This is a genomic window from Micromonospora sp. DT228 (assembly GCF_049841595.1).
In the GTDB taxonomy this organism is placed as follows: domain Bacteria; phylum Actinomycetota; class Actinomycetes; order Mycobacteriales; family Micromonosporaceae; genus Micromonospora.
In genome coordinates, this window is the sequence record NZ_JBNCKO010000012.1 from 19156 (window position 1) to 45195 (window position 26040).

Annotated in this window: 27 protein-coding genes; 18 read left to right on the plus strand and 9 right to left on the minus strand. The window is 72.4% G+C overall.

The window, feature by feature from the left end; genetic code table 11:
- Position 1: 1 nt before the first annotated feature.
- A complete protein-coding gene (locus ACLQ29_RS22965) occupies positions 2-289 on the minus strand; it encodes a GNAT family N-acetyltransferase (RefSeq protein ID WP_393367663.1) in 288 nt (95 codons plus the stop codon).
- Positions 286-1512, minus strand: a complete 1227-nt coding sequence (locus tag ACLQ29_RS22970; protein ID WP_425773553.1) for a cysteine desulfurase-like protein — start codon at positions 1510-1512, stop codon at positions 286-288. Before ACLQ29_RS22970 ends, ACLQ29_RS22965 begins: the two co-directional genes overlap by 4 nt.
- 97 nt (positions 1513-1609) lie before the next feature.
- Here ACLQ29_RS22970 and ACLQ29_RS22975 point away from each other — a divergent pair, with 97 nt between their 5' ends.
- The 7 genes from ACLQ29_RS22975 to ACLQ29_RS23005 all read left to right on the plus strand — a co-directional run bounded on the left by ACLQ29_RS22975 (position 1610) and on the right by ACLQ29_RS23005 (position 5992).
- Positions 1610-1975 carry a hypothetical protein gene (locus ACLQ29_RS22975; protein ID WP_425773554.1) on the plus strand — a complete coding sequence of 122 codons (366 nt, stop codon included), beginning with the start codon at positions 1610-1612 and terminating at the stop codon, positions 1973-1975.
- 59 nt (positions 1976-2034) lie between these two features.
- Positions 2035-2856 carry a DUF1206 domain-containing protein gene (locus tag ACLQ29_RS22980; protein ID WP_425773555.1) on the plus strand — a complete coding sequence of 274 codons (822 nt, stop codon included), beginning with the start codon at positions 2035-2037 and terminating at the stop codon, positions 2854-2856.
- 83 nt (positions 2857-2939) lie between these two features.
- A complete protein-coding gene (locus tag ACLQ29_RS22985) occupies positions 2940-4127 on the plus strand; it encodes a mechanosensitive ion channel family protein (RefSeq protein WP_425773556.1) in 1188 nt (395 codons plus the stop codon).
- A 299-nt stretch (positions 4128-4426) separates the two neighbouring features.
- Positions 4427-4861, plus strand: coding sequence for a phage holin family protein (locus ACLQ29_RS22990; protein ID WP_393367672.1), 435 nt, complete (start codon positions 4427-4429; stop codon positions 4859-4861).
- Positions 4858-5232 carry a DUF3618 domain-containing protein gene (locus ACLQ29_RS22995; protein ID WP_425773557.1) on the plus strand — a complete coding sequence of 125 codons (375 nt, stop codon included), beginning with the start codon at positions 4858-4860 and terminating at the stop codon, positions 5230-5232. The genes ACLQ29_RS22990 and ACLQ29_RS22995 overlap by 4 nt, the downstream gene beginning before the upstream one ends.
- On the plus strand, positions 5229-5501 hold the full coding sequence (locus ACLQ29_RS23000; protein ID WP_357202603.1) for a DUF4235 domain-containing protein: 273 nt from the start codon (positions 5229-5231) through the stop codon (positions 5499-5501). The genes ACLQ29_RS22995 and ACLQ29_RS23000 overlap by 4 nt, the downstream gene beginning before the upstream one ends.
- Positions 5502-5788: 287 nt before the next feature.
- The gene (locus tag ACLQ29_RS23005; RefSeq protein ID WP_030338233.1) at positions 5789-5992 is read left to right on the plus strand and encodes a cold-shock protein; all 204 of its coding nucleotides are present in this window, start codon (positions 5789-5791) and stop codon (positions 5990-5992) included.
- Positions 5993-6116: 124 nt separating this feature from the next.
- On the opposite strand, the gene ACLQ29_RS23010 is transcribed toward ACLQ29_RS23005, so the two are convergent.
- Positions 6117-6311: a hypothetical protein gene (locus tag ACLQ29_RS23010; protein ID WP_387194818.1), complete on the minus strand. Its 195-nt coding sequence runs from the start codon at positions 6309-6311 to the stop codon at positions 6117-6119.
- Between the two features lie 88 nt (positions 6312-6399).
- Positions 6400-7383 (minus strand): aldo/keto reductase, encoded by a 984-nt coding sequence (locus tag ACLQ29_RS23015; protein WP_425773558.1) that lies wholly within the window; start codon positions 7381-7383, stop codon positions 6400-6402.
- 82 nt (positions 7384-7465) lie between these two features.
- Here ACLQ29_RS23015 and ACLQ29_RS23020 point away from each other — a divergent pair, with 82 nt between their 5' ends.
- Together ACLQ29_RS23020 and ACLQ29_RS23025 are read left to right on the plus strand one after the other, a co-directional pair.
- Positions 7466-8260: a trans-aconitate 2-methyltransferase gene (locus ACLQ29_RS23020; RefSeq protein WP_425773559.1), complete on the plus strand. Its 795-nt coding sequence runs from the start codon at positions 7466-7468 to the stop codon at positions 8258-8260.
- Positions 8257-9279: an adenosine deaminase gene (locus tag ACLQ29_RS23025; protein WP_425773560.1), complete on the plus strand. Its 1023-nt coding sequence runs from the start codon at positions 8257-8259 to the stop codon at positions 9277-9279. The genes ACLQ29_RS23020 and ACLQ29_RS23025 overlap by 4 nt, the downstream gene beginning before the upstream one ends.
- Positions 9280-9502: 223 nt before the next feature.
- On the opposite strand, the gene ACLQ29_RS23030 is transcribed toward ACLQ29_RS23025, so the two are convergent.
- Positions 9503-10906, minus strand: coding sequence for a HAMP domain-containing sensor histidine kinase (locus ACLQ29_RS23030; protein ID WP_425773561.1), 1404 nt, complete (start codon positions 10904-10906; stop codon positions 9503-9505).
- Between the two features lie 29 nt (positions 10907-10935).
- Complete coding sequence (locus tag ACLQ29_RS23035) at positions 10936-11625, minus strand: response regulator transcription factor (RefSeq protein ID WP_355028791.1); 690 nt, start codon at positions 11623-11625, stop codon at positions 10936-10938.
- 73 nt (positions 11626-11698) lie between these two features.
- Here ACLQ29_RS23035 and ACLQ29_RS23040 point away from each other — a divergent pair, with 73 nt between their 5' ends.
- Positions 11699-12619, plus strand: a complete 921-nt coding sequence (locus ACLQ29_RS23040) for an ADP-ribosylglycohydrolase family protein (protein WP_425773562.1) — start codon at positions 11699-11701, stop codon at positions 12617-12619.
- 241 nt (positions 12620-12860) lie between these two features.
- Here the strand turns inward: ACLQ29_RS23040 and ACLQ29_RS23045 are convergent, their stop codons facing one another.
- Positions 12861-13877 carry a DUF1775 domain-containing protein gene (locus ACLQ29_RS23045; protein ID WP_425773563.1) on the minus strand — a complete coding sequence of 339 codons (1017 nt, stop codon included), beginning with the start codon at positions 13875-13877 and terminating at the stop codon, positions 12861-12863.
- Positions 13878-14065: 188 nt separating this feature from the next.
- Between ACLQ29_RS23045 and thrS the strand changes: the two genes are divergently transcribed.
- A complete protein-coding gene (thrS, locus tag ACLQ29_RS23050) occupies positions 14066-16075 on the plus strand; it encodes a threonine--tRNA ligase (RefSeq protein WP_425773564.1) in 2010 nt (669 codons plus the stop codon).
- Between the two features lie 61 nt (positions 16076-16136).
- On the opposite strand, the gene ACLQ29_RS23055 is transcribed toward thrS, so the two are convergent.
- Complete coding sequence (locus ACLQ29_RS23055; RefSeq protein ID WP_425773565.1) at positions 16137-16865, minus strand: D-Ala-D-Ala carboxypeptidase family metallohydrolase; 729 nt, start codon at positions 16863-16865, stop codon at positions 16137-16139.
- A 178-nt stretch (positions 16866-17043) separates the two neighbouring features.
- Here ACLQ29_RS23055 and ACLQ29_RS23060 point away from each other — a divergent pair, with 178 nt between their 5' ends.
- A complete protein-coding gene (locus tag ACLQ29_RS23060; protein WP_425773696.1) occupies positions 17044-17556 on the plus strand; it encodes an HIT family protein in 513 nt (170 codons plus the stop codon).
- A 128-nt stretch (positions 17557-17684) separates the two neighbouring features.
- Positions 17685-18743, plus strand: a complete 1059-nt coding sequence (locus ACLQ29_RS23065; RefSeq protein ID WP_425773566.1) for an aldo/keto reductase — start codon at positions 17685-17687, stop codon at positions 18741-18743.
- 421 nt (positions 18744-19164) lie between these two features.
- Here the strand turns inward: ACLQ29_RS23065 and ACLQ29_RS23070 are convergent, their stop codons facing one another.
- The gene (locus ACLQ29_RS23070; RefSeq protein WP_425773567.1) at positions 19165-21318 is read right to left on the minus strand and encodes an elongation factor G-like protein EF-G2; all 2154 of its coding nucleotides are present in this window, start codon (positions 21316-21318) and stop codon (positions 19165-19167) included.
- A gap of 249 nt (positions 21319-21567) precedes the next feature.
- On the opposite strand from ACLQ29_RS23070, the gene pgsA reads away from it, so the two are divergent.
- The 5 genes from pgsA (at position 21568) to pdxS (ending at position 26039) form a co-directional block, all read left to right on the plus strand.
- A complete protein-coding gene (gene pgsA / locus ACLQ29_RS23075) occupies positions 21568-22197 on the plus strand; it encodes a phosphatidylinositol phosphate synthase (protein WP_393367692.1) in 630 nt (209 codons plus the stop codon).
- Between the two features lie 46 nt (positions 22198-22243).
- Positions 22244-23176 carry a phosphatidylinositol mannoside acyltransferase gene (locus ACLQ29_RS23080; protein WP_425773568.1) on the plus strand — a complete coding sequence of 311 codons (933 nt, stop codon included), beginning with the start codon at positions 22244-22246 and terminating at the stop codon, positions 23174-23176.
- Between the two features lie 58 nt (positions 23177-23234).
- Positions 23235-24395 carry a glycosyltransferase family 4 protein gene (locus tag ACLQ29_RS23085; protein ID WP_425773569.1) on the plus strand — a complete coding sequence of 387 codons (1161 nt, stop codon included), beginning with the start codon at positions 23235-23237 and terminating at the stop codon, positions 24393-24395.
- A gap of 84 nt (positions 24396-24479) precedes the next feature.
- Positions 24480-24983 (plus strand): hypothetical protein, encoded by a 504-nt coding sequence (locus tag ACLQ29_RS23090; protein WP_425773570.1) that lies wholly within the window; start codon positions 24480-24482, stop codon positions 24981-24983.
- A 138-nt stretch (positions 24984-25121) separates the two neighbouring features.
- Positions 25122-26039: a pyridoxal 5'-phosphate synthase lyase subunit PdxS gene (gene pdxS, locus ACLQ29_RS23095; protein WP_425773571.1), complete on the plus strand. Its 918-nt coding sequence runs from the start codon at positions 25122-25124 to the stop codon at positions 26037-26039.
- Position 26040: the final 1 nt, after the last annotated feature.

Consider the following 26040-nt stretch of genomic DNA (forward strand, 5'->3'; position numbering starts at 1 on the left):
CCTACGGCAGGTCGGCCACCAGGTCGGCGTACTCGGGGTGCTTGTCGATGAACGCGGCCATGAACGGGCACTGCGGCACCACCGTGGCGCCCTGGGCGCGGACCTGGTCCAGGGTGCCCCGCATCAGCGTGCTGCCCACGCCCTTGCCCTGGAAGCTCCGGTCCACCTCGGTGTGCGTGAAGACCAGGACCTCCCCGCGCATGAGGTACGCGGTGAAGCCGGCCAGCGCGTCGTCCACCAGGATCTCGAAGCGGTGCTTCGCCGGGTTGTCCTCGACCAGGGTGCTCATCCGGCCATTCTCCCCGCACCGTCGACCACCGCGTCCAGTTCGGCGAGCAACCGGTCCACCTCGTCGGCGGTGTTGTAGTGGTAGATGCTGGCCCGCACCGCGCCGCCGCTGTCGCGCAGACCCATCATCTGGAAGTACTCGTAGGCGTAGTAGTCGCCGACGGAGAGGCAGAACCCGGCGTCGCCCAGCGCCTGCTGGGTGGCCGATGGCGACATCCCGGCGACCCGGAACGACACGGTGGGGCAGCGCCGCGCCGGCGAGCCGTACACGGTGATCGCGGGCCGCCGGGCGAGCCCGGCGAGCAGCCGGTCCAGCAGCGCCTCCTCGTGCGCCTGCGCGGCGGCCAGCCCGGCGCGCACCCGCGCCCGCCGGTCTCCGACCGCCTCCGGGTCCAGCCCCGCCAGGTGGTCCACCGCGGCGGTCACGCCGGCCAGCAGCGGAAAGCTCGGGGTGCCGTACTCGAACCGGTCCGGCACGGCGTCGGAGGACGGCACCAGCTTCGCCGGGCGCAACGCCGCCCACCGGGCCGGGTCGGCCACCATCGCCGCCAGGTGCGGCCCGGACCACTTGTACGCGCTGGTGACCAGCACGTCGGCGCCGAGCGAGGCCAGGTCGGTCGGACCGTGCGGCACCGAGTGCACCCCGTCGACGCAGACCAGCGCGCCGACCGCGTGCGCGGTCTTGGCGATCGCCGGCACGTCCGGCACGGTGCCGATGGCGTTGCTGCCGGCGGTCACCGCGACCAGGCGGGTCCGCTCGCCGACCAGGTCCGCGTACTGGGCCGCGGGCAGCTCGCCGGTGTGCCTGTCGACCTCGGCCCAGCGCACCGTCGCGCCGGCCGCCTCGGCGGCCTGCACCCACGGCCGGATGTTCGCGTCGTGGTCGAGCCGGGACACCACCACCTCGTCAGCCGGGCGCCAGGTCGCGCCGAGCGTGCGGGCCAGGGTGTACGTCAGCGCGGTGGCGCTCGGGCCCAGCACCACCCCGGCCGGGTCGGCGTCGAGCAGGTCGGCCACCGCCGCGCGGGCTCCGGCCACCAGCTCCAACGACCGGCGACCCGGTACGAACGCGGCGCTGCGGTTGCCGACGGCCGTCCGCATGGCATCGGTGACCGCGTCGATCACACCGATGGCGGTCTGGGTGCCCCCGGCCCCGTCGAAGTGCACGAATCCCTCGGTCAGGGCGGGGTAGGCGGCCCGGGTGCGGGCGATGTCGAACGGCATGTCCCGGACCCTAGCCGGTGCTCCCGCCGCCCCCCTCGGCCGGCGGGTGGATCACCAACGGGCGGGGCCGTCGCCACCGTCTCGTACTCTTGGCGAGGTGACGAACCGACCCGCCACCATGCCCATTCCCCCCGTCCGTCGCGTCGCCGGTCTCTTCGCCGGTCTGGCGCTCGGCCTCGCCGTGCTCGCCGGGTGCAGCTCCCAGGGCGCCTCCACCGACTGCGGGCTGGACGCCTGCACCGTCACCTTCGAGCGTGGTGTCGACGCGAGCGCCACCATCTTCGGCATCGAGGCCAAGCTGGTGGGCGCCGAGGGTGACCAGGTGACCGTCGAGGTCGCCGGTGAGCAGCTCAGCCTCACCACCGGGCAGCAGGCCGCCGAGGCCGGCGGCTTCGCGGTCACCCTGGACAGCGTGACCGACCAGCAGGTCAAGATCCGCGTTTCGCGCAACCCGGGTAGCTGACCTGGGCGGGCGGCGGTGGCCGACGTTTGGGAATCTTCAGAATCGGAGATTGTGACGCCATGTCACTCACCCGTAGCGCCGAAGCCACCGCCTCCCGTACGGCGGACAGCCGGTGGCTGGAACTTCTCGCCCGGGCCGGCTTCATCGGCTACGGCATCGTCCACCTGCTCTTCGCCTGGTTGGCGTTGCAGATCGCGTTCGGCACGTCGTCCGACGACGGCGACCAGTCCGGCGCGCTGCGTACCCTCTCCGCACAGCCCCTCGGTAAGTTCCTGGTCATCGCCGTCGCGGTCGGCCTGCTCGCCATGTCGATCTGGCAGGCGCTGGAGGCGGCGGTCGGGCACCGCGCCGAGCGCGGCAAGGAGCGGGTCACCGAACGGCTTGCCTCGGCCGGCCGGACCATCGTCTACCTCTACTTCGCCTGGACCGCCTTCAAGGTGTTCAAGGACGCCGGCTCCAACAGCGCCGACCAGCAGGAGGCGTTGACCGGCAAGCTGATGACCTCCAGCGGTGGCCGCTGGCTTGTCGGCCTGGCCGGGCTGGTGCTCGCGGCGATCGGTGTCGGCCTGGTGATCTACGGGGCGGTCAAGCGGTTCAAGAAGCACCTCAAGACCGGCGAGATGAGCGCCAAGACCCGTACGCTGACCCTTCGACTCGGCATGGCCGGCTACATCGCCAAGGGCGTCGCGTACGGCATCTCCGGTCTGCTGATCATCGTGGCGGCGGTGAACTACGACCCGGAGAAGGCCCGTGGTCTGGACGCCGCCCTGCACGCGCTGCGCGAGCAGTCGTACGGCGTGTTCCTGCTGACCCTTGTCGCCCTGGGCATCGCTTGCTTCGGCGTCTACTGCTTCCTCCAGTCCCGGTACCGCAAGGTCTGAGCTGGTCGATACGCGGGCCGTCGGGCACTCTTGGGCTTTTGCCCGGAGTGCCCGACGCCTTGTCGAAGGGGAGCATCGAAGCCGTGCGGAACTACCTCGAAACGGCGGTCGCCGCGTTCGTCGCGGCGGCGGTCGCCCTGTTCCTGGTGGAGATCGTCCACCGACTCACCCGGCGGTTCGGCCGCCGATCACTGCTGTTGACCGAATTGACCGACCACGCGCACCGGCCGTTCCAGGTCGCCGGCGTGGTCGTCGCCGTGCAGTTCGCCGTCCGTTTCAGCACCGGGTACGCGGTCGGCGAGAGCTGGCGGCGCCTGCTGCTGCACCTGCTCATCCTCGGTGTCATCGCCACCACGGCCTGGCTGGTCGCCTCCCTGCTTGTCGTCGTGGAGGACACCGCGCTGGCCCGGTTCCGGGTCGACGTACCGGACAATCGGCACGCCCGCCGGGTCCGGACCCAGGTGGTGATGCTGCGCCGACTGACCATCGCGGTGATCGTCATCCTCACCGTCGGCGTGATGCTGATGACCTTCCCCGCCGTGCGGGGCATCGGTGCCGGTGTGCTGACCTCGGCCGGGGTGGTCGGTGTGGTGGCCGCGCTCGCCGCGCAGAGCCTGCTCGGCAACGTCTTCGCCGGTCTCCAGCTCGCCTTCAGCGACGCCGTTCGGCTCGACGACGTGGTCGTCGTCGAGGGGGAGTGGGGTCGGATCGAGGAGTTGACCCTCAGCTACGTGGTCGTGCAGATCTGGGACGACCGCCGGTTGATCCTGCCCACCTCGTACTTCACCAGCAAGCCCTTCCAGAACTGGACCCGGACCGAGGCGGCGGTGCTCGGCACCGCCGAGTTCGACGTGGACTGGGCGGTGCCGGTGCAGACCATGCGCGAGGAGCTGCGCCGACTGGTCGAGGGCACCGAGCTGTGGGACGGGCGGGTCTGCGTCCTGCAGGTCACCGATGCCACCGGCGGGATGGTCCGGATGCGGGCTCTGGTCAGCGCCGCCGACGCGGGCAGCCTGTGGGACCTTCGCTGCCTCGTCCGGGAGCACCTGGTGGCCTGGATCCGGGACAACCGCCCGACGGCGATGCCCCGGCTGCGCACCGAGCTGGGCGACGCCAACAGCAACCTGCCCTGGCAGTGGGTGCAGCCGCGGCGGCCGGCACGCCGTGCGTCCGAGACCGAGGCGCCCGACGACGCCCGCGTCTTCGGCGGCAGCGACGACGGCGACGCCCGCAGCGAAGCCTTCGTGGGCCCCGAAGAAGCCCGCACCTAACCCACCCCCACCCCACCCCCCCGGGGTAACCCGGGTTGATCATGAGGTTATTGCCACCGCCGTCGGCGTGTCGTGCCGCTAACCTCATGATCAACGCGGGGATCGGGTGGGCTCGGGCGGGTTGAGAGGTTTGTTCGGGCTTGGGTGGGGGATGTGCTGCCGGGCATCTCTGACGCCAGCGGAGTGGGTCTGTCGGCGCGGCGTTCGGACAACCGGAACGGAGGGCCGCTCGTCGCGTTTTAGGATTGACGGGCGGCAACTCCGGGCATACAGCGCGGTGATAGGGAAAGGAGGACAGCATGGCTGACGTGGCGAACGCCCGCACATCCCACAACGGGAGCGAGCCCTCCACCGCAGAGTTGGTCCAGCGGGCCACCGAGCAGGTCTCTCGCCTGATCCGGGACGAACTGACGCTGGCCCGGGCGGAGTTGACCCAGAAGGGCAAGCACGCGGGCATCGGGATCGGCCTGTTCGGCGGCGGCGGCGCGCTGGCGTTCTTTGGCCTGGGCGCGCTTGTCGCCACGGCGATCCTGCTGCTCGACCTGGTGCTGCCCGCCTGGGCCGCCGCGCTGATCGTGGCGGTGGCCTGCTTCCTGGTGGCCGGCGTTCTCGCCCTGGTGGGCAAGAAGCAGGTCAGTCGGGCCGTCCCGCCGGTGCCGGCGGCCACGGTCCGCAGCCTCCGGGCCGACATGGACACCGTCACCGCCGCGGTGAAGGACAGGGGGCGGCAATGACGGGCAACGGGACCGGCGACACGGAGGCCCTCCGCGAGGAGATCCGTCGCACCCGTGTCGAGTTGGGCGAGACGATGGAGGCGTTGGCAGCCAAGGCCGACGTCAAGGCCCGCCTCCGGGAGTCCGCCGAGCAGGCGAAGGAGCGGATGCGCGAGCAGGCGGCGCAGACCGTCGCCCGGGTTCGCGGGCAGGCCGCGCGGGGCGCCGGGATGGCGCGGGCGCAGGCCTACGAGAAGGGCGGGTTGGTGCGCGCGCAGGCGCACGACAAGGGCGAGTTGGTACGCCGCAACCCGGTACCGTGGGCGGTTGTCGCCGCCGGTGCGGTGGCGACAGTGGTGGTGTTGATGATCGTGCGGGGGAGGCGTAGGTGAGCAAGAAAATCGGCAGGGTCGCGTACCGGCCGGTCGGCGTGTTGTTGGGTATCGCCGCGGGCACGGTGGCCGGAGCGATCTTCCGGCAGGTCTGGAAGGTCACCGCGGGCGACGGTGAGGCGCCCAACGCCACCGACGAGGATCGCGGCTGGGGCGAGATCCTGGCCGCCGCGGCGTTGCAGGGGGCCATCTTCGCGGTCGTCCGGGCCGCTGTGGACCGGGGCGGCGCGGTCGGCGTCCGCCGGATGACCGGCAGTTGGCCGGACTGACCAACCGACGACGTCAGCCCTCTTCCCGCATCGATGGGAAGGGGGCTTTCGCATGGCTTCCGACGCCGCCCAGCGGAACTGAGGCATCCGTCAGGTCACATGTCGGAGAAATTCGTCGCGGAGGTCGTGACAGACTTTTTGCCTCCGTGATTTGCTGTTCCACGCTGTTGCGAGATGGCGTGGGTTGAGAGAAGTCTCCTTCGTGGGGCCGCCTCAGACGCCGCTGCTCGAAAACGGCCAATTGGCCGCACGGCGTGCACGGCCACCAGTTTTAGAAGGAGATACACATGGCTCAGGGAACCGTGAAGTGGTTCAACGCTGACAAGGGCTTCGGCTTCATCACCGTCGATGGTGGGGGTGCTGACGTGTTCGTCCACTTCTCGGCCATCCAGACCAGCGGCTACCGTTCGCTGGAGGAGAACCAGCGGGTGGAGTTCGAGATCGCACAGGGTCAGAAGGGCCCGCAGGCCGAGCAGGTCCGTCCCATCTGAGTGAGGCGGTCGGCTCCGGCCGGCCAGTGGGACGATTCGGTCCGGGTCGTTGCGAAGCCCCGTATCCCTTCCGGGATACGGGGCTTTGCCCGTGGTGGGGCCGACGCCAGTGTGGACCGGCGGGTCAGTTCCGGCGGCGCGAGCGCAGGCCGAGCCAGAGCACCACCAGCCCGGCCAACGCCACGAGCGGGCCGATCACCGCCCAGATCTTCTCGTCGGTCATGACGCTGCCGCTGACGTAGCCGAGGCCCTGCACCGTCCACACCGCACCGATCACCACGGCCAACAGGCCGAGGGTGAGCGAAAGCCAGCCCCTCATCGCATCCCCTCTCCGCCGCCCGGAGCGGCACGCCGTCGTCCAGCATCGCTGCTCGGGCGGCGCGGCGCGAGTGCTCCGGGCGTGCCGGTCACCACCTGTCGTGTACCTGCGGGCGGATCAGCTCGTCGTAGATATCGCGTACGGCGGCCAGTTGGCCGTCGGTGAGCGGCGACAGGGCCGCCGCCTGGGCGTTGCGCCGGGCCTGCTCCGCGTCGCGGGCGCCGGGGATGACGACTGTGACGCCCGCCTGGTCCAGCACCCAGCGCAGGGCGAACTGCACCATCGTGCGGTCCGCGTCGACAAGCGGCGCCAGCCGGCGTACGGCGGCCAGGCCCCGCTCGTAGTCGACCCCGGAGAACGTCTCCCCGACGTCGAAGGCCGCGCCGTGCCGGTTGTAGTTGCGGTGGTCGTCGGCGGGGAACTCGGTGTGCTCGTCGTAGCGGCCGGAGAGCAGGCCGCTGGCCAGCGGCACCCGGGCGATGATGCCCACCCCGGCGGCGGCGGCCGCCGGAAGGACACGCTCCAGGGGCTTGTGGCGGACCGCGTTGAGGATGATCTGTACGCTCGCCACCCCCGGCCGGGCGATCGCGGTGAGCGCCTGGTCGCAGGTCTCGACGCTGACCCCGTACCCGGCGATGGCCTTTTCGGCGACGAGGGTGTCCAGGCCGTCGAAGACCTCGTCGGAGGAGAAGACGGCGGTGGGTGGGCAGTGCAGCTGGACCAGGTCCAGGGTGTCCATGCCCAGGTTGGCCCGGGACCTGTCGGTCCACTGCCGGAAGTTGTCCAGGGTGTACGCCTCCGGCCGCTGCTCGACGCGCCGGCCCATCTTGGTGGCGACGGTCAGCCCGGCGTCGGGTCGGGTACGCAGGAAGCGGCCGATCAGCTGCTCGCTGCGGCCGTCGCCGTACACGTCGGCGGTGTCGAGGAAGGTGACCCCGTCGTCCACGGCGGCGGCGAGCACCGCCATCGCGTCGGCCTCGCTGACGGTGCCCCAGTCTGCGCCGAGTTGCCAGGCGCCCAGGCCGACCGCCCCGACGGTCCGGCCGAGCCGGTTGAAGCTGCGCTGTTCCATGCCCCGAGCCTAGTGATCGGGTTGCCGGCCTGCCACGCGAGCCGTACGGTAGCAAGACGGACGTACGGTTTGGGAGGCAGAGATGTGGGATCCGACGACCTACCTGCGCTACGGCGACGAGCGAGCCCGGCCGTTCCACGACCTGGTCGCGCGGATCCCCGCCGACCGGCCCCGCACGGTGGTCGACCTCGGCTGCGGCCCCGGCCAGCTCACCGCCACCCTCGCCGAGCGCTGGCCGACGAGCCGGGTGCGCGGCCTGGACTCCTCGCCCGACATGATCGACCGGGCCACCGCCCTCGGTGCTCCTGTCGACTTCGCCGTGGCCGACCTGCGCGACTGGCGTCCCACCGGCGACGAGGACGTGGTGGTCAGCAACGCCGCGCTCCAGTGGGTGCCCGGCCACCAGGAGCTGCTGCGCCGCTGGGCCGCCGAACTGCCCGCCGGCGCGTGGCTCGCCCTGCAGGTCCCCGGCAACTTCGCCGCACCCTCGCACCGCGCGTTGCGCGAGGTCGCCGACCTGCCGGCCTGGCGGGCCGAGGTCGCCCCGCTGCTGCGCGCCGACCCGGTCGACGAGCCGGCCGACTACGCGGGACTGCTGACCGCCGCCGGCTGCGCGGTGGACGCCTGGGAGACTACCTACGTGCACCTGCTGCCCGCCCGGCCCACCGGCGACCACCCGGTGCTGGCCTGGATGGAAGGCACCGCGCTGCGTCCGGTGCGGGCCGCGCTGGACGCCGCCGGCTGGTCGGCCTTCCGGGCCGAGCTGGGGGTACGCCTCGCCGCCGCCTACCCGGTCCGGCAGGGTCAGGTGTACTTCCCGTTCCGCCGCGTCTTCGTCGTCGCCCGCACCGGCGACCGTGCAGAGGAGAGTCCGTGACCGACCCGTCCGCCTTCATCGCCGGCCTGCCCAAGGTGGAGCTGCACGTGCACCACGTCGGCTCCGCGTCGCCCCGGATCGTCGCCGAGCTGGCCGCCCGCCACGAGGGACGCACCCCCGTGCCGGCCGACCCGGAGGCCCTCGCCGCCTACTTCGAGTTCCGCGACTTCGCGCACTTCATCGAGATCTACCTGAGCGTCGTGGACCTCATCCGCGACCCGGAGGACGTCTGGATCCTCACCCACGAGGTGGCCCGGGAGCTGGCCCGTCAACAGGTCCGGTACGCGGAGCTGACGATCACCCCGTACTCGCACGTGCGACGGGGCATCCCCGCGCCGGCGTTCTGCGAGGCCATCGAGGACGCCCGCAGGCGCGCGGCGGCCGACTTCGGCATCGAGCTGCGCTGGTGCTTCGACATCCCCGGCGAGGCGGGCCTGCCCGCGGCCGAGGAGACGCTGCGCATCGCCCTGGACGAGCGCCCGGACGGGCTGGTCAGCTTCGGTCTGGGTGGCCCGGAGATCGGCGTGCCGCGACCGCAGTTCCGGCCCTACTTCGACCAGGCCCGCGCCGCCGGGCTGCGCTCGGTGCCGCACGCCGGGGAGACCACCGGACCGCAGACCGTCTGGGACGCGCTGCACGAGCTGGGCGCCGAGCGGATCGGGCACGGCATCTCCGCCGCGCAGGACCCGGAGCTGCTCGCCTACCTGGCCGAGCGGCAGATCGGCATGGAGATCTGCCCGACGTCGAACGTCCGGACCCGGGCGGTGGCCACCCTCGACGAGCACCCGCTGCCCCGACTGGTCGAGGCCGGGCTGCTGGTCACCATCAACTCCGACGACCCGCCGATGTTCGGCACCACCCTCAACGACGAGTACGCGGTGGCGGCCCGCCTGCTCGGGGCCGGTCCCGAGGGACTGGCCGGGCTGGCCCGCAACGCGGTGACCGCGTCCTTCCTCGACGCCGACGGCAAGCAGCGGATCACGGCCGAGATCGACGCGTACCTCGCCACCGCCGGCTGAGCGAGCGAGGGGCGGGTCGGGACGAGCGGGGCGCGCGGCGGGAGCGTGGGTGTGGGGGGACCTGTGACTCCCGCCGCGCGCGCGGCTTCACCGGCCATGGGTGCGCGAAGGCGCTCGACCGGTGAAACTGGTGGGTTCGTGTTCTGATCCTGTCAGCTCGCGACCGGTCCAGCCCGCTCGTTAACCGCGATCTAAGGAAGACTTGCGACGGGCCACAACCCGGTCAGTCGTCGGTGGGGCGCTGGCGCGGCCAGCGACGCCCGGCGCCCTTGGTGTCGCGGGCGTCGCGTGCCATTCGGCCGACCAGACCGAAGCGGCTGACCTGCCGCGGCGTCGCCTCCGGGTCGGCGAGCAGCATCACCACGCTCGCCCCGCCCAACCGGGCCCGGTCGATGCTCACCGACCCGTTGGCCTGCAACGCCACCCGCTTGGCGATGTCCAGGCCGAGCCCGGTCGAGCCCTGGTCACTGGTGCCCCGGCGCAGCGCCCGGTCCGGGTTGGCGATGCCGGGGCCGGCGTCGTCGATCCGGATCGCCACGTACCCGTCGCGCCGGGACACGGCCACCTCGAACGCGGTGCCCTGCGGCGTGTACCGGAAGACGTTGCCGATCACCGCGTCCAGCGCGGCGGCCAACTCGGCCCGTGGCACCGGCGCGGGGATGCGCAGTTGCGCGCCGTTCACCCGGTGTGGCCGGTTCTGGTCGCCGGCCAGGGCCGCCCAGAACACCATCCGGTCCCGAACCACCTCGCTGACGTCACACATCGCCGGCCCGGCCTCGAGCGCCACCGACTTACGGGTCGTCTTGATCAACACGTCGATCTCACCCTCCAGGGTGACGATCGCCTGCCGGATCCGCCGGATGCCGCGAAGCCGGTCCAGCTCCGCCGGGCTGAACGACCCCACGCTCGTGTCGTCGGACTCCAACGCCTCCGCGTCCAACCGCAGCACCGTCAACGGGGTACGCAGCCGATGCGACAGATCGGCCACCAGCTCCCGCTCGTCGGTGCGGGCCGCGTCCAGCCGGTCGGCCATCCGGTTGAAGGCGTACCCGGCCTCGGCCAGCTCGCGCGGACCGGTCGGCTCGACGCGTACGCCCAGGTCGCCGTCGCCGATGGACAGCGCGGCCCGGACCAGACCCCGGGTCGAGTCCACCGCGCGGGCGGCGACCCGATCGACCACCAGCACCGCCGCGCCGGCCATCGCCGCGCCGACCGCGAACAGCAGCAGCCAGGTGCCACCGGCGCCCTCGCCAAGCGTCGAGTCCGGGAGGAACACCTCGACCACTGCCGTCCGGTCACCGAGCACGACCGGGTCCAGCCGGAGCACGCCCCCGTCCACGTCGACGACCCGCGACCGCCGGTCGGCCCGGGCCCGGTCCAGGTCATCCCCGGTGGCCCGGCCAGCGGACTCGTCCAGGCCCAGACCGTGCACCACGGGCCGGGTCGGCGCGCCCTCGGCGCTCGCCACCACGGCCCGTTCGACGACCGCAGGGTCGGTGCTCACCGCCAGCGCGCCGGTGACCAACGCGCTGCGTCGGGCCGCGTCGGCGATCGCCTCGTCCCGGCTCTGCTCCCGCAGGCTGAGCCCGAGCGGGATCAGGAACGCGAGCGCGACAAGACTGCACATGCCGGCCGTGAGCAGGGCCAGCGCCGTCCTCAGTCCGGTGCCACCAACCGGAATCCGACCCCCCGCACGGTGCGCAGGTAGCGCGGCTTCGCCGCGGACTCGCCCATCTTTCTGCGGAGCCAGTACAGGTGAACGTCGATGGTCTGATCCTCGCCGACCGATGGCTGCCGCCATACCTCCTCCAAGAGTTCCCGGCGGGACACTACCCGCCCGGGTCGTGCGGCGAGATAGGCCAGCAGGTCGAATTCTTTACGGGTCAGCGCCAGCGGCTCCCCGTCGAGCTGGGCGCTGCGCTCACCCACGTCCACCCGGAGCCCGCCCACACTGTGCACCGCGGGCTGCACCGTCCGACTGGCCCGTCCGGCCCGGCGCAGCACTGTCGTGATCCGCGCGTCCAGGTGCGCCCCGGTGAACGGCTTGACCATGTAGTCGTCGGCGCCGGCGCGCAGCAGTTTGACAACCGACTGCTCGTCGTCCCGGGCGGTCGCGATGATGATCGGGATGTCGGTGATGCCACGCAGCATCCGCAGCGCGTCCGAGCCGTCCAGGTCGGGCAGGCCGAGGTCCAGCACCACCAGGTCGGGTGTCTCCGCCGCGACCCGACGCAGGGCGTCCAACGCCGTACCCACGGCGTGCACGGCATGCCCCCGGTCGGTGAGGGACCGCAGCATCGCGCCGCGTACGACGTGATCGTCTTCGACCAGGAGCACGGAGGCCACGACAAGACCGTACTTGGCCTGGCAAGTTGATCGCATTGCGACGTGCCTGGCGAGCGGGCAAGCTGGTACGACGATGTCGTTCACCCTGTTCGTCGATGCCCGTCTGTCGCTCGCCCGGGACAGCCTCGCCGGTCTCTCCACCGGCGACGCGCTCGGCGCGCAGTACTTCCTGCCGCGGGCGGCGCCCTCGGATCTCGCCGCGGGCGCACTGCCGCCGACCCCCTGGGAGTGGACCGACGACACCGAGATGGCCTGCTCGGTCCTCGCCGAGCTGGCCCACTCCGGCGGCATCGACCCCGACCGGCTGGCCCTGGCCTTCGCCGAGCGGTGTGCTCCGCACCGGGGCTACGGGGCCGGCGCGACGGCGATCCTGGAGCTGATCCGTACCGGCACCCCGTGGCCGCTGGCCGCCGCGTCCGCCTTCGACGGCCAGGGCTCCTGCGGCAACGGCGCGGCGATGCGGGTCGGCCCACTGGGCGCGTACTTCGCCGACTCGACCGCGCGTGCCGCGGCCCAGGCCCGCACCTCGGCCGAGGTGACCCACGCGCACCCCGAGGGGATCGCCGGCGCCGTCGCGGTGGCCGTCGCCGCCGCCCTGGCCGCCCGGGGCCGCCTCGACGGGCACCGGCCGGCTCCGGAGCGCCTGCTCGCCGGCATCGCCGCCACGCTCGACCCGGGCACCGAGGTGCACCGGAGCGTGAACCGGGCGGCCGGGCTGCTCGGCCGACAAGTGGACCGGGTGGTGGCGGAACTCGGCAACGGCTCCCGGGTGACCGCCCAGGACACCGTCGGGTTCACCCTCTGGGTGGCCGCCACCCACCTCGACGACTATCCGACGGCGATCCGCAGATGCGTCCTGGCCGGCGGTGACATGGACACCACCGCCGCGATCGTCGGAGCGATCGTGGCGGCGTACACGGGTGTCGGCACCCCCGGCGGCGTGCCCGAGGCGTGGCTGTCCGCCCGCGAGCCGCTACCCACCTGGCTCCCCTGACCACCCAGGCTGCCGTACCCGCGCCGGCTTGTCCTGCGTCCGCGCTGGCGTGCCCTGCGCCCGCGCCGGCTTGTCCTGCGCCCGCGCCGGCGTGCCCTGCGCCCACGGTCAACTCGGCTTCCCGGAAATCGGGGCGTCCGTGCGGCTTGGATGCCGCAGTTTCCAGGAAGCCGAGTTGATCATCGCTAAGTCGGGCTGTCCGCGCGGCGTGGATGCGCCGGTTTCCGGGAAGCGGAGTGGATCACCGCGACGCTGCGGGAACGGCGGGCTGGGGATCGACGGTCTGGGGTTCGGCGAGCGCCGCCGTGTCGTCCGCACGTCCGGCGATCTCGGGTGCGGCGGTGTCGTCCGCGCGGCCGGTGATCTCGGCGAGGGTCGCGTCCTCGTCCGGGCCGCCGGTCACCTCCGCGAGGGCCGTGGCCTCGTCCGCGCGGCCGGTGATCTCGGCGAGGGTCGCGTCCTCGTCCGGGCCGCCGGTCACCTCGGCGAGGGCCGTGGCCTCGGCCGGGTCGCGTCGACGCCACCGGCTGACCAGCCAACCGATCGCCGCGCCGCCGCCCAGCCCGGCCAGCAGGCCGGCGGCCAGCATCCCGTCGGCGCTGCCGGACTCCTCGCCCGCGTCGCCCGCGGCCGGCGCGGCGTCGACGGCGTTGTCCGGGTCGGCGGGCGCACCGGCCGCCGGGCCGCCGTGCCCACCGTGGGCGGCCGGACCCGCCGCGCCGGGCGCCGCCGGCAGCAGGGTGAGAGCCGGGGCGCGGTGCGGGCCGGCGGCGTCCGCCCAGCGGACCACCGTGCCATCGGCGTACGTCTGGACGACCTCGAAGGTGAGCCGCTCCGCCTGCGGCATCGGCCCCATGGACAGCGCCAGCCGGGCCGGGCCGGGGTCGCTCTCGCCGACCCGGACCCAGGTCACCGCGGTGGTCACCGTGCTCACCCCGGAGGAGTGGATGCCCGCCACCGGCTTGTCCAGGGTGCGGGAGCTGATCCGGGGCGCCCAACCGTTCACCGACATCGGGTAGACCTCGGCGATCGGCGCGTCGGCCGGCAACCGGACCTCGATCTGGTTGGTCTTCGTGCCGGCCCGCTCCTCGGGAACGGTGAACTCCAGGCGTACGGCGTCGCCCTGCCGGGCCTCCGTCGGGGTGGTCGTCACGTCCGCCGCCCGCGCCGCGCCGGGCCAGAGCAGCAGCCCGGCGGCGGTCAGCGCGGTCACCGCCGCGATCCGCCGCCGACGTCCACCACCGTGCGTGCTCGCCATCTTGTGTCCCCATCCCTGTCGACGCGACCGGCACCGGTTTCCGACCACACCTTCTAGTTCGGCTCCGAGGTGCGAAAGGTTCAACGCGGCCGTGAGGAAGGTGCCGTTCCCGATCGGGGGCAGCGCGACCGATAGCATCGGCAGGAGCCGAGGATCGGCACCGTTTCGTACCGCTTGGAGGAGTCACCGTGTCCGCACCCCGTACCCCCGCCGTGGCCGACCCCGTCGTCGTCGCCGCCGGGACCACGGCGGCCGACGCGGTGGCCGCGGCCGGACTGCCCGCGAACGGCCCCAAGGCGATCGTCGTGGTCCGCGACCCGCAGGGTCAGCTACGCGACCTGGACTGGGCGCCGGCCGAGGAGACCGTCGTCGAGCCGGTCAGCCTGGACTCACCCGACGGGCTCACCGTGCTGCGCCACTCCACCGCGCACGTGCTCGCCCAGGCCGTGCAGGACATCTTCCCCGAGGCCAAGCTCGGTATCGGCCCGCCCATCGAGAACGGCTTCTACTACGACTTCGACGTCGACAAGCCGTTCCAGCCCGATGACCTCAGCAAGCTCGAGAAGCGCATGCAGGAGATCATCAAGAGCGGTCAGCGGTTCCGTCGCCGCCGCTTCGGCAGCCTGGACGAGGCGCGCTCCGAGCTGGCCGACGAGCCGTTCAAGCTGGAGTTGATCGAGGTCAAGGGCGAGGGCCTGGACACCGACGAGGTGATGGAGGTGGGCGGCGGCGAGCTGACCATCTACGACAACCTCGACGCCAAGGAGGACAAGGTCTGCTGGTCGGACCTGTGCCGGGGTCCGCACCTGCCGACCACCCGCCTGATCGGCGCGTTCAAGCTGATGCGCTCGGCCGCCGCCTACTGGCGTGGCTCGGAGAAGAACCCCCAACTACAGCGGGTGTACGGCACCGCGTGGCCGACCCGCGACGAGCTCAAGGCGTACCTGAAGCTGTTGGAGGAGGCCGCCCGGCGCGACCACCGCAAGCTCGGCGCGGACCTCGACCTGTTCAGCTTTCCCGACGAGATCGGCTCCGGCCTGGCGGTCTTCCACCCCAAGGGCGGCATCATCCGCCGGGAGATGGAGCACTACTCCCGGCAACGGCACGAGGCCGCCGGGTACGAGTTCGTCAACACCCCGCACATCACCAAGGCGCAGCTGTTCCAGACGTCCGGCCACCTGCCCTACTACGCGGACACCATGTTCCCGCCCATGCAGTTGGAGGGCGCGGACTACTACCTCAAGGCCATGAACTGCCCGATGCACAACCTGATCTTCAGGTCGCGCGGGCGGTCGTACCGGGAGCTGCCGCTGCGGATGTTCGAGTTCGGCACGGTCTACCGGTACGAGAAGTCCGGCGTCGTGCACGGCCTCACCCGGGTTCGTGGTCTGACCCAGGACGACTCGCACATCTACTGCACCCGCGAGCAGATGGCCGGCGAGCTGTCCGCGCTGCTCAGCTTCGTGCTGGACCTGCTGCGTGACTACGGCCTGGACGACTTCTACCTGGAGTTGTCGACCCGCGACGACTCGCCCAAGTTCATCGGAGCCGAGGAGGACTGGGCGGAGGCGACCGAGGCGCTCCGGACCGCCGCCGCGACCTCCGGCCTGGACCTGGTGCCCGACCCGGGCGGCGCGGCGTTCTACGGCCCGAAGATCTCCGTGCAGGCGCGGGACGCGATCGGCCGGACCTGGCAGATGTCCACCATCCAGGTCGACTTCAACCAGCCGGAGCGGTTCGGCCTGGAATACCAGGCCGCCGACGGCACCCGCCAGCGGCCCGTGATGATCCACCGGGCGCTGTTCGGGTCGATCGAGCGGTTCTTCGGGGTGCTCACCGAGCACTACGCGGGCGCGTTCCCGGCCTGGCTGGCCCCGGTGCAGGTGGTCGGCATCCCGATCCGCGAGGACCACACCGACTACCTGCACGGCTTCGTCGCGGCGCTGCGCGCCGAGGGGATCCGGGCCCAGGTGGACGCGGGCGACGACCGGATGCAGAAGAAGATCCGTACGGCGCAGCAGCAGAAGATCCCGTTCATGGTGATCGCCGGAGACGACGACGTGGCCGCCGGCACGGTGTCCTTCCGCTACCGCGACGGCTCGCAGCGCAACGGGGTGCCGACCGCCGAGGCGGTGACCCACATCCTGGACGTGGTCAGCTCGCGCACGAACATCGGCCCCTCCGCCGCCGCGGAGTAACGGAACCGGGCGCGGCCCTCCGGCCGCGCCCGGCAACCGCGACTGCGGGCCGCGCCGGGGGTCAGATGCCGCAGCTCGGGGCCGACCAGCCGCCGACGGCGGCCACGTGGGTGTGGTCGTTGTGGTCCGGGTAGCCGGGGCCGAGGATCTGCCCGAAGCCGTGGTAGCGGGCCTGCTGGGCCAGCCGGCAGAACGACGGTGACCCGACCAGGTCCACCGCGTCCCCGTACAGGTGCCGGCTGTTGGACGCCCCGCCCACCGCGCTGTTGCAGGCGTAGCTACGGAAGCTGCTGCTGATCGAGATGGCCACGTCCCCGAGGGCGTGCCGCAGGGCCTGGAGCTTCCACATCGAGACGAGCGCGTTGGCCCGTGCGGTGCTCGCCGCTACCGCACCGCCGGACCAGTCGCTGTTGCACCTGTTCAGCTCGGGGTAGCTGAAGTTGGCAGGTGTGCAGTCGTCGTCCTGCAGGGCGTAGAGCCGGTTGAACGTCTGCGGGCCGGCGATGCCGTCCGCCGGTAGCCCGTACGCCTGCTGGAAGCGGATCACCGCCGAGCGGGTGGCCGGGCCGAACGCGCCGTCGATGGTGAGCACCGCGCCGTAGCCGGGGTAGCCGGCGACCCGGATCTGGAGTTGCCGGACGTCGTCGCCGGACGCCCCCTGGGAGAGGGTGCGACCCCAGGTGTAGCAGCCGTCCGCCTGTGCGGCGCCGGCGGTGAGGGTGATGCCGGCCACTGTGGTGGCGGCGGTCAGGGCGAGTGCCGCGAGGAGCCGGCCGAGCCGACGGATCATGGGTGACCCTCCATCGATACATGCGCGCTTATGGATGCATGGAATCTTCAGGTTTCAACATCGATCCGTCAAGAATGTGCAGCAAGAGTTTTCCCGGCGACGGGAGTCGCGGCTCGACGGGATGGCTCCGTAGGATCGGCTCGTGACAGGGGCGGAACGGCACACGGACACGGATGGCATGGCGGACGGCCTGGAGCGGCTCTGGACGCCGCACCGGATGACCTACATCTCCGGCGAGGACCGTCCGGCCGAGGGCTACGAGAAGCCCACCGGCTGCCCCTTCTGCCGGGCACCCAAGCTGCCGCCGGAGGACAGCCTGGTGGTGGCCCGTGGCGAGCACGTGTTCGTGGTGCTCAACCTCTATCCGTACAATCCGGGGCACCTGCTGGTCTGCCCCTACCGGCACGTCGCCGACTACACCGACCTGGACGTGCCGGAGACCACCGAGCTGGCGTCGTACACCCAGACCGCGATGCGGATGATCCGCAAGGTGAGCAACGCGCACGGCTTCAACCTGGGCATGAACCAGGGCGGGGTGGCCGGCGCCGGCATCGCCGCGCACCTGCACCAACACGTGGTCCCGCGCTGGGGCGGTGACGCGAACTTCATGCCGGTGATCGGCCGCACGAAGGTCCTGCCGCAACTGCTCGGCGACACCCGCGACCTCTTCGCCCGCGCCTGGCCCTCCTGACCACCGGCCACGCGGGCGTCCGGCCACGCGGCGTCCGCGCGGGGCACGGCGGACGGGTCGACGCGCACCCACGATTGCGCTCCGAGATCTGCTACGTCCCGACCAGGTGAAGGTGGCACGATCGGCCGATGGCAGTCACGACACGGACGCTGGGGCGCAGCGGCATCGAGGTCAGCGCCCTCGGCATGGGGTGCTGGGCGATCGGCGGGCCCTGGGCGGAGGGCGCCCAACCGCTGGGCTGGGGCGCGGTCGACGACGACGAGTCGGTACGGGCGGTTCACCGGGCGCTCGACGAGGGCATCACCCTGTTCGACACCGCCGACACGTACGGCGCCGGGCACGGCGAGCGGGTCCTCGGCCGAGCGCTCGCGGGCCGCCGGGACGAGGCCGTGATTGCCACCAAGTGGGGTTACACCTTCGACGAGGCGCGCCGACAGGCCACCGGGGAGGACGCGTCGCCCGCGTACCTGCGCCGGGCCGTGACGGACTCGCTGCGCCGGTTGGGCACCGATCGGATCGACCTCTACCAGCTACACCTGGCCGACCTGTCGGTGCCGCGGGCGCAGGCGCTGGTCGGCACCTGCGAGGACCTGGTCACCGAGGGGCTGATCCGGGCGTACGGGTGGAGCACCGACCGTGTCGACCGGGCCACCGCGTTCGGTCACGGCGCCGCCGGTGCCACCGCCGTGCAGCACACCCTGTCGGTGCTGCGCGACGCCCCCGAACTGCTCGCCGTCTGCGACAAGTACGACCTGGCCAGCGTCAACCGGGGCCCACTGGGGATGGGGCTGCTCACCGGCAAGTACTCGGCCGGCTCGGTGCTGCCCCGCGACGACGTACGCGGGTCGGCCCCCGGCTGGTTGGAGTGGTTCCGCGGTGGCCGGCCCGCGCCGGAGTGGCTGCGCCGGGTCGGCGCGGTCCGCGCGGCGCTCACCGCCGATGGGCGCACCCTCGCCCAGGGAGCGCTGGGCTGGATCTGGGCGCGCAGCGGCCGCACCATCCCGATCCCCGGCTGCCGTACGGTCGCCCAGGTCGAGGAGAACGCCGCCGCGCTGCGCCGAGGGCCGTTGCCGGCGGACCAGTTCGTCGAGGTGGAGCGCCAACTGGCGGCCCTGCGCACCGCGGCCCTGCTGGACGCCGACCGCCCCCACTGGCCCCCTCCCACCCACCCCACCACCCACCCCTGAGCGGGGCAGTGGCACCCGTCCGCCCCGCGCTGCCGTCGCGTCCCGACCCGGGTGCTCACCCCACCAGGTCGGTGCGGGCCTGCTGTAGAGCTGCCCCGTTTCTGGGGCGGTGGCGGAATGGGGTGGGTGCGGGCCTGCTGTAGAGCTGCCCCGTTTCTGGGGCGGTGGCGGGGTGGGGTGGGTGCGGGCCTGCTGTAGAGCTGCCCCGTATCTGGGGCGGTGGCCTGGTCGGGGTGGTGGTGGCGTGTGAAGTTGCGGTGTGCCTGGGCGGTGGCCTGGTCGGGTCTCGGCGCGCCGGTAGAGCTGCCCCAGATCTGGGGCAGCTCTACAGGACGCGAACATGGCAGGCCACCCGCCCCACCCGGCCCTGTCGATCACGAGTTGTGGTGCCTCGCGGGGGTCGGGCGCGGCGGGGCGAGGCTCAGGGGGTGTGTTCCTTGCGGATCTGGTCGGCCAGGTGGGCCGGCATGGGGTCGTGGCGGACGAACTGGCGGCGGAAGGTGCCGGTGCCAGCCGTCATGGAGCGCAGCTCGACGGCGTAGCGCAGCAACTCGGTCGCCGGCACCTCGGCGCGGACGAGGGTGCGGCCCTCGGTGTCCGGGTCCGCTTCGGTGCCGAGCACCCGGCCGCGGCGGCCGGACAGGTCGCCCAGCACGGCACCCACCGAGCCGTCCGGCACCCGGATGGTGACCTCGTCGATCGGCTCCAGGAGCGCGGGCTGACCACGGTCGGCGGCGTCCCGCAGGGCCAGCGCGCCGGCGGTCTGGAAGGCCGCGTCGGAGGAGTCGACGCTGTGCGCCTTGCCGTCGACAAGTGTCACCCGCAGGTCCACCACCGGGTGGCCGGCGACCAGGCCGCGCTCCAGTTGGGCGCGGACGCCCTTCTCCACGGACGGGATGTAGTTGTGTGGCACCGCGCCGCCGACGACCCGGTCGACGAACTCGTTGCCGCTGCCCGGGGGCAGGGGCTCGACCTCGATGTCGCAGACCGCGTACTGGCCGTGCCCGCCGGACTGCTTGACGTGCCGGCCGTGCCCGTTGGCGGGCACGGTGAGCGTCTCGCGCAGGGACACCTTCACCGGTTCGGTGTCCAGCTCGACGCCGCCGGCGCGCAGCCGGTCGAGCACCACGTCGGCGTGCGCCTCGCCCATGCACCAGAGCACCAGCTGGTGGGTCTCCGGGTTGCGCTCCAGGCGCAGTGTGGGGTCGCCGGCGACCAGACGGGCGAGGTTGCGGGCCAGGGCGTCCTCGTCGGCGCGGCTGCGGGCGACGACCGCCACCGGCAGCAGCGGCTCCGGCATCTCCCAGGGGGCGATCAGCAGTGGGTCGTCCTTGGCCGAGATGGTGTCGCCGGTCTCGGCGGTGCCCGACTTGGTGATCGCGCAGATGTCGCCGGCCACGCAGAGCTGCACCTCCCGCAGGGTGGCGCCCAGCGGGGTGTAGATATGTCCGACCCGCTCGTCGGCGTCGTGGTCGGGGTGGCCGCGTTCGGTCATGCCGTGCCCGGAGATGTGCACGGTCTGGTCGGGGCGCAGCGTGCCGGAGAAGACCCGGACCAGCGAGACCCGGCCGACGTGCCGGTCGACCGTGGTCTTGACGACCTCGGCGACGAGCGGCCCGGCCGGGTCGCAGGTCAGCGGCGGGCGGGGGGAGCCGTCCACGCCGGCGACCGCCGGCAGCTCGTGCTCCAGCGGCGACGGGAACGCGGCGGTCAGCACCTCCAGCAGCACGTCCAGCCCGACACCGGTCTCGGCGCAGACCGGCACCACCGGGTAGAAGTGCCCCCGGGCGACGGCCTTCTCCAGGTCGTCGATGAGCACCTCGTCGCTGATCTCCTCACCGTCGAGGTAGCGGTCCATGAGGGTCTCGTCCTCGCTCTCGGCGATGATCCCCTCGATCAGCTCGTCGCGGGACTCGTCGATGGCCCGCTGGTGCTCCGGGTCCGGGTCGCGGACGTCGGCGGGCAGCCCGGCGGAGTAGTCGAAGACGCGACGGGTGATCAGGCCGAGCAGCCCCTCGGTGGACACCCCGTCGTCGCCGAGCATCGGCAGGTAGAGGGGCATCACGTTGTCGCCGAAGAGGCGCTGGCAGAGCGCCACCGTCTCGTCGACGTCGGCGCGGGGCTGGTCCAGGCGGGAGACCGCGACGGCGCGGGGCAGGTCGACAGCCGCGCACTCCTCCCAGAGGGCGACGGTGGCCGCGTCCATGCCGCCGGCCGCGGAGACGACGAAGAGGGCGGCGTCGGCGGCCCGCAGCCCCGCGCGCAGTTCGCCGACGAAGTCGGCGTACCCGGGGGTGTCCAGCAGGTTGACCTTGATGCCGTTGTGCAGCAGCGGAGCGCAGGACAGGCTGACCGACCGCTGTTGGCGGACGGCGGCGGGGTCGTGGTCGCCGACCGTCGTGCCGTCGACGACGGCGCCGGCCCGGCTGATCGTGCCGGTCGTCGCGAGCAGGGCCTCGACGAGTGTCGTCTTGCCCGCCCCGGAGTGCCCGACGAGCACCACGTTGCGAACCTGTTCGGGCTCGGTCACCACCGGCGCGCCGCCGGTGGAACCCTTCTCGTGCTTCTGCGCCATGGGGCGCACCTCCCTCAGCCGGTGGTGGGTGGCGACCGCCGCGCGACGGTAAGCGGCCCGGGGCGAGTGCGCGGCAGTATCCTCCGGTGGTCTCGTGCTCAGCGGGAACGGGACGGGTGAGCGGGTGAGCTGGCTCACCCTCCGGCTCGATCTCACACCCGTTGTCGGGTAGGCACAAGCCTCTCCCGGGCGGGTCGGAGGGGCGGCCGTATCGCCGGACCTGGGCGGACCGTTATCGTGGGGACCGCCATGGCGAAGATCTTCCAAGTGTCGGCCCGCGCGGGGATGACCCGCGTCGTCGAGCCGATTGCCCGCGCCCTGCTGCGCGCGGGCGTGACTCCCAATGCCGTCACCGTCGCGGGCACCGTTGGTGTGCTCGTCGGCGCGCTCGGCTTCGGTGCCCGCGGCCATCTGGTCGCGGGCGCGTTGATCGTGACCGTTTTCGCGCTCACCGACCTGCTCGACGGGACGATGGCCCGGATGAGCGGCGGGTCCACCAGGTTCGGGGCGTTCCTCGACTCGAGCATGGACCGGGTCGCCGACAGTGCCGTCTTCGGCGCGGTCGCGTACTGGCTGGCCACCCAGGGCGACCACTCCGGGGTGGCCGCGGCGTTGATCTGCCTGGCCGCCGGCAGTCTGGTCTCCTACGTCAAGGCGCGCGCCGAAGGTCTCGGCATGACCTGCAACGTGGGCATCGCCGAGCGCACCGAACGGCTGCTGATCGTCGGGGTCGGCGGTATCCTCACCGGCCTGGACGTGAAGCCCGCGCTGGAGATCGCGCTCTGGCTGCTCGCCGCGGTGTCGATCTTCACGGTGGGGCAGCGGATGGCGCACGTCTACCGCCAGGCCCAGCAGCTCCAGCCGAACGGCCAGGCGTGAGGGGCGTGTCGACGACCCGGCGTCGGACGACCGGCGGCCGGGCCGCGTGAACCTCACCGAGCTTGGCTACGTCGCCGGCTGGCGGGTGGTCCGCGCGCTACCCCGGCCGCTGGTGGCGGCGGCGTTCCAGGCGGGCGCGGACCGCGCCCACCGCCGCGCCGGAGGGGGTACGGCCCGACTGCGCGCGAACCTGCGCCGGGTGGTCGGCCCGGAGCTGTCCGAGGCCGAGCTGGACGATCTCGTCAAGCGAGGGCTCCGCTCGTACGCCAGGTACTGGATGGAGGCGTTCCGGCTGCCCGCGTTGAGTCGGGCGCAGATCCTCTCCGGCTTCCGACTCGACGGCGCCGAGCTGCTCGCCGCCGACGTGGCAGCGGGCCGGGGCGCCGTGGTGGCCCTTCCCCATGCCGGCAACTACGACGCCGCGGGCGCCTGGGTAGCGGCCAGCGGCTGGCCGATCACCACTGTCATGGAACGGCTCAAGCCGGAGGGCGTGTACAAGCGTTTCGTGGCCTTCCGGGGGAGCGTGGGCATGGAGATCCTGCCCACCCGCGGGGGGTCGCGTCCGGCGTTCGACGTGCTGCTGGACCGGGTGCGTGCCGGTGCGGTGGTGCCGTTGCTCGCCGACCGGGACCTCTCCGCCCGGGGGGTGGAGGTGGACTTCTTCGGCGGTAAGACCCGGATGCCGGCCGGGCCGGCGCTGCTCGCGTTGCACACCGGTGCGCCCCTCTACGTGGCCTCGATGTGGTACGAATCGGATGCGGCGTGCGCGTCGCTCGCCGGCCCGCTGCCGGTGCCGGGGCCCGAGGCGGGGCCCCTGGACCAGCGGGTCCGGTCGCTGACCCAGCTCATCGCCGACCATCTGGCGGCGGGTATCGCCCGGCATCCGGAAGACTGGCACATGTTGCAGCGGATGTGGCTGGACCAGCGGGGGTCGGGGGACGGCACGGCGCTGCCATCCTCGGCCGCCGGTCCGGCCTGAGGAGGTGGTGGGCACGGTGGGACGGTGTGCCGCGGTCGTGGGCGGGGGGCGCTGACGCATGCGGATCGGCATCGTGTGCCCGTACTCCTTCGATGTCCCCGGCGGGGTGCAGAACCACGTGATGGACCTGGCCGAGGCGTTGATCGCGCTCGGCCACGAGGTAAGCGTGCTCGCGCCGGCCGACGAGGATTCGCCGTTGCCGGAGTACGTGGTGTCCGCGGGTCGTGCCGTGCCGCTGCCGTACAACGGATCGGTGGCCCGGATCGCGTTCGGCCCGGTCTCCACGGCCCGGGTCCGGCGTTGGATCATCAACGGCGACTTCGACGTGCTGCACGTGCACGAGCCGCTCACGCTGAGCCTGTCGCTGCTGGCCGTGCTCTCCGCGCGCGGCCCGGTGGTGGCGACCTTCCACACCGCGATGACCCGTTCCCGGGTGCTGGCCGCCGCGCAGGGTGTGTTGCAGATCGTGCTGGAGCGGATCACCGCCCGGATCGCGGTCAGTGCGCTGGCCCGCAAGGTGCAGGTCGAGCACATGGACGGCGGGGCGGTGGAGATCCCCAACGGGGTGGCGGTGGCGAAGTTCGCCGACGCCGAGCCGTTGCCGGGCTGGCCGGGGGAGTGCGCCCCGGGCAGCGGCGGCACCCTGGGTTTCCTGGGCCGGTTCACCGAGGCGCGCAAGGGCTTCCCGGTGCTGCGCGACGCGTTCGTGGCGTTGGCCGCCACCCGGCCCGGGCTGCGGTTGCTCGTCGCCGGCCCGGGAGACCCCGACGACCTGTACGACCAGTTCCCGGCCGAGCTGCACGAGCGGATCACGTTCCTCGGGCTGGTCACCGAACCGGACAAGGCGCGGATGCTGCGCAGTGTGCACCTCTACGTGGCGCCGAACACCGGTGGCGAGTCGTTCGGCATGATCCTCACCGAGGCGTTGGCGGCGGGTACGACGGTGATCGCCAGCGACCTGGACGCGTTCCGGCGGGTGCTCGACGGTGGGCGCGCCGGCCGGCTCTTTCCCACGGGTGACCCGGTGGGGTTGCGCGACGCGGTGACCGAGCTGCTGGACGACCCCGCCGGGCGGGCCGCGTTGACCGAGTGCGGCGATCAGGTGGTGGCGAATTTCGACTGGCCGGTGGTTGCTCGGCGCGTTGTGGAGGTATACGCAGCGGCGATCGAGGCAACCGACGGGCGGGTCATCGACCAGGAGTGGGTGGGGCTGGGCTGAGCCGGTGGGACGCATGGTGCGGACGACAACCGGGGTGACCGGTGTTGCCGCGCCCAATCGGAGGCGAAACGGAGCAGCACTACGATGCCGCACATGTGGTGGGTGGTGGCCGCGATCGTGGTCGTGGGGCTGGTCGCGGCGTACCTTGTCTGGACCGCCGGCCGGGTGGAGCGGTTGCAGGGCCGCGCGGAGCTGGCGGCGCGGGCCCTCGACGCCCACCTGCTGCGTCGGGCCGCGGCGGCCGCCGTGTTGGCCGAGCGGCGGTTCGGTGTCGAGCTGTACGCGGCGGCCCGGATCGCCCTGGACGCCAGCCCGGACGAGCGGGAGGCGGCGGAGAACGACCTGACCCGGCAGTTGCGGGGCGTCCAGTTGGATCCGGGCGATCCGGCCTGTGGGGCGGTCATCGCCGCCAGTCGTCGGCTCGCGCTGTCCCGGCAGGTGCACACCGACCTGGTCCGGGACGCCCGCTCGGCGCGTAGCCGACCGTTGGTGCGGGTGTTGCGGATGGGACGGGGTCAGGAGTGGCCGCGTTACTTCGACATCGACGACCCGACCCTCACCGTCCCCGCGGACGTCCCCGCCACCTGACCTGGCAGCGCGCTGGCGGGCCGGTGACCAGGGCCACAGGGCAGGCCACCGGGGGTCTGATTGGCTGTCGGTTCGGCGTTGACCCGCGCGTAGCATTTTCGCTGTCACCCCCAGCGCACGTCCAAGGAGCGATGACCCGTGCCCGAAAACTCCGCCGCGAACACCGGTCCGGCCCCCGTCGTCGGCAGCGCCCGCGTCAAGCGCGGCATGGCCGAGATGCTCAAGGGCGGCGTGATCATGGATGTGGTCAACGCCGAGCAGGCCAAGATCGCCGAGGACGCCGGCGCCGTCGCGGTGATGGCCCTGGAGCGGGTGCCCGCCGACATCCGCGCGCAGGGCGGCGTCTCCCGGATGAGCGACCCCGACATGATCGACGGGATCATCGAGGCGGTCTCCATCCCGGTGATGGCCAAGGCCCGCATCGGCCACTTCGTGGAGGCGCGGATCCTCCAGTCGTTGGGCGTGGACTACGTCGACGAGTCCGAGGTGCTGACCCCCGCCGACTATGCGAACCACATCGACAAGTGGGCGTTCACGGTGCCCTTCGTCTGTGGCGCGACGAACCTGGGTGAGGCGCTGCGGCGGATCACCGAGGGGGCGGCCATGATCCGTTCCAAGGGTGAGGCGGGCACCGGCGACGTCTCCAACGCCACCACCCACATGCGCAAGATCCGTCAGGAGATCGCCCGGCTGTCCTCGCTGCCGGCCGACGAGCTGTACGTCGCGGCCAAGGAGTTGCAGGCCCCGTACGAGCTGGTCAAGGAGGTCGCCGAGAGCGGCAAGCTGCCGGTCGTGCTGTTCACCGCCGGCGGGATCGCCACCCCGGCCGACGCGGCGATGATGATGCAGCTCGGCGCGGAGGGCGTGTTCGTGGGCTCCGGCATCTTCAAGGCGGGTAACCCGGCGCAGCGGGCCGCCGCGATCGTCAAGGCCACCACCTTCCACGACGACCCGGACGTGCTGGCGAAGGTCTCCCGTGGTCTCGGCGAGGCCATGGTCGGCATCAACGTCGACGAGATCCCGCAGCCGCACCGCCTGGCCGAGCGCGGTTGGTAGG

Coding starts and splice junctions, on each gene's coding strand:
- ACLQ29_RS22980 (WP_425773555.1), top strand. CDS start 2,035: ATGTCACTCACCCGTAGCGCCGAAGCCACCGCCTCCCGTACGGCGGAC.
- ACLQ29_RS22970 (WP_425773553.1), bottom strand. CDS start 1,512: ATGCCGTTCGACATCGCCCGCACCCGGGCCGCCTACCCCGCCCTGACC.
- ACLQ29_RS23060 (WP_425773696.1), top strand. CDS start 17,044: ATGGCGGACGGCCTGGAGCGGCTCTGGACGCCGCACCGGATGACCTAC.
- ACLQ29_RS23015 (WP_425773558.1), bottom strand. CDS start 7,383: ATGGAACAGCGCAGCTTCAACCGGCTCGGCCGGACCGTCGGGGCGGTC.
- ACLQ29_RS22965 (WP_393367663.1), bottom strand. CDS start 289: ATGAGCACCCTGGTCGAGGACAACCCGGCGAAGCACCGCTTCGAGATC.
- ACLQ29_RS23040 (WP_425773562.1), top strand. CDS start 11,699: ATGTCGTTCACCCTGTTCGTCGATGCCCGTCTGTCGCTCGCCCGGGAC.
- ACLQ29_RS23045 (WP_425773563.1), bottom strand. CDS start 13,877: ATGGCGAGCACGCACGGTGGTGGACGTCGGCGGCGGATCGCGGCGGTG.
- ACLQ29_RS22990 (WP_393367672.1), top strand. CDS start 4,427: ATGGCTGACGTGGCGAACGCCCGCACATCCCACAACGGGAGCGAGCCC.
- ACLQ29_RS23065 (WP_425773566.1), top strand. CDS start 17,685: ATGGCAGTCACGACACGGACGCTGGGGCGCAGCGGCATCGAGGTCAGC.
- ACLQ29_RS23030 (WP_425773561.1), bottom strand. CDS start 10,906: ATGTGCAGTCTTGTCGCGCTCGCGTTCCTGATCCCGCTCGGGCTCAGC.
- pgsA (WP_393367692.1), top strand. CDS start 21,568: ATGGCGAAGATCTTCCAAGTGTCGGCCCGCGCGGGGATGACCCGCGTC.
- ACLQ29_RS23055 (WP_425773565.1), bottom strand. CDS start 16,865: ATGATCCGTCGGCTCGGCCGGCTCCTCGCGGCACTCGCCCTGACCGCC.
- ACLQ29_RS22995 (WP_425773557.1), top strand. CDS start 4,858: ATGACGGGCAACGGGACCGGCGACACGGAGGCCCTCCGCGAGGAGATC.
- ACLQ29_RS23020 (WP_425773559.1), top strand. CDS start 7,466: ATGTGGGATCCGACGACCTACCTGCGCTACGGCGACGAGCGAGCCCGG.
- ACLQ29_RS23005 (WP_030338233.1), top strand. CDS start 5,789: ATGGCTCAGGGAACCGTGAAGTGGTTCAACGCTGACAAGGGCTTCGGC.
- ACLQ29_RS23085 (WP_425773569.1), top strand. CDS start 23,235: ATGCGGATCGGCATCGTGTGCCCGTACTCCTTCGATGTCCCCGGCGGG.
- ACLQ29_RS23010 (WP_387194818.1), bottom strand. CDS start 6,311: ATGAGGGGCTGGCTTTCGCTCACCCTCGGCCTGTTGGCCGTGGTGATC.
- ACLQ29_RS23070 (WP_425773567.1), bottom strand. CDS start 21,318: ATGGCGCAGAAGCACGAGAAGGGTTCCACCGGCGGCGCGCCGGTGGTG.
- ACLQ29_RS23090 (WP_425773570.1), top strand. CDS start 24,480: ATGCCGCACATGTGGTGGGTGGTGGCCGCGATCGTGGTCGTGGGGCTG.